Raw genomic sequence first — 429 nt, forward strand, 5'->3', positions numbered from 1 at the left:
CAGGAACAGCTTCAACGCTTCATAGGTGTAATCATCTGCGTCAGCTCCCAGAAAGTGCCGTAGGCAGAAGCGGATTCGCTCTGTCCCGTCCCACACAAGGGAACTTAAATAATCCCGGATGGGGTGGTACTTGTTTTCATTCGCCACAATCCCGATGGCGTTATCAATCTTTTTCTCATTGGTAAGCCCGTAGGTTTCTTCCAGATAGAGAAGCAGATATTTCATGTCCGTATCGTTTAAGGCGGTGCTGTCCCTGTGGAAGCCGATGGGCTTTATGATGTCCTTGCGGTCGGTCAGGATGTTGTATGCGATAGCCCCGGAAAGCAGCGGATCACGCTGGAATACGGTCAGGCAGTTCCGTATGCTCTGACGGACACCGCCTTTCTCGGTGGTTTCCAGCCCCGCCTTGATTTCCTCAATGCTCTGGGG

The 429-nt window shown here is 52.2% G+C and carries 1 pseudogene; it reads right to left on the minus strand.

Annotated elements, in window-relative coordinates:
* Positions 1-429 (minus strand): annotated as a pseudogene (locus OCV77_RS16390) (virulence-associated E family protein); the annotation flags it as partial.

This window comes from Suilimivivens aceti (assembly GCF_025567405.1).
Taxonomy (GTDB): domain Bacteria; phylum Bacillota; class Clostridia; order Lachnospirales; family Lachnospiraceae; genus Suilimivivens; species Suilimivivens aceti.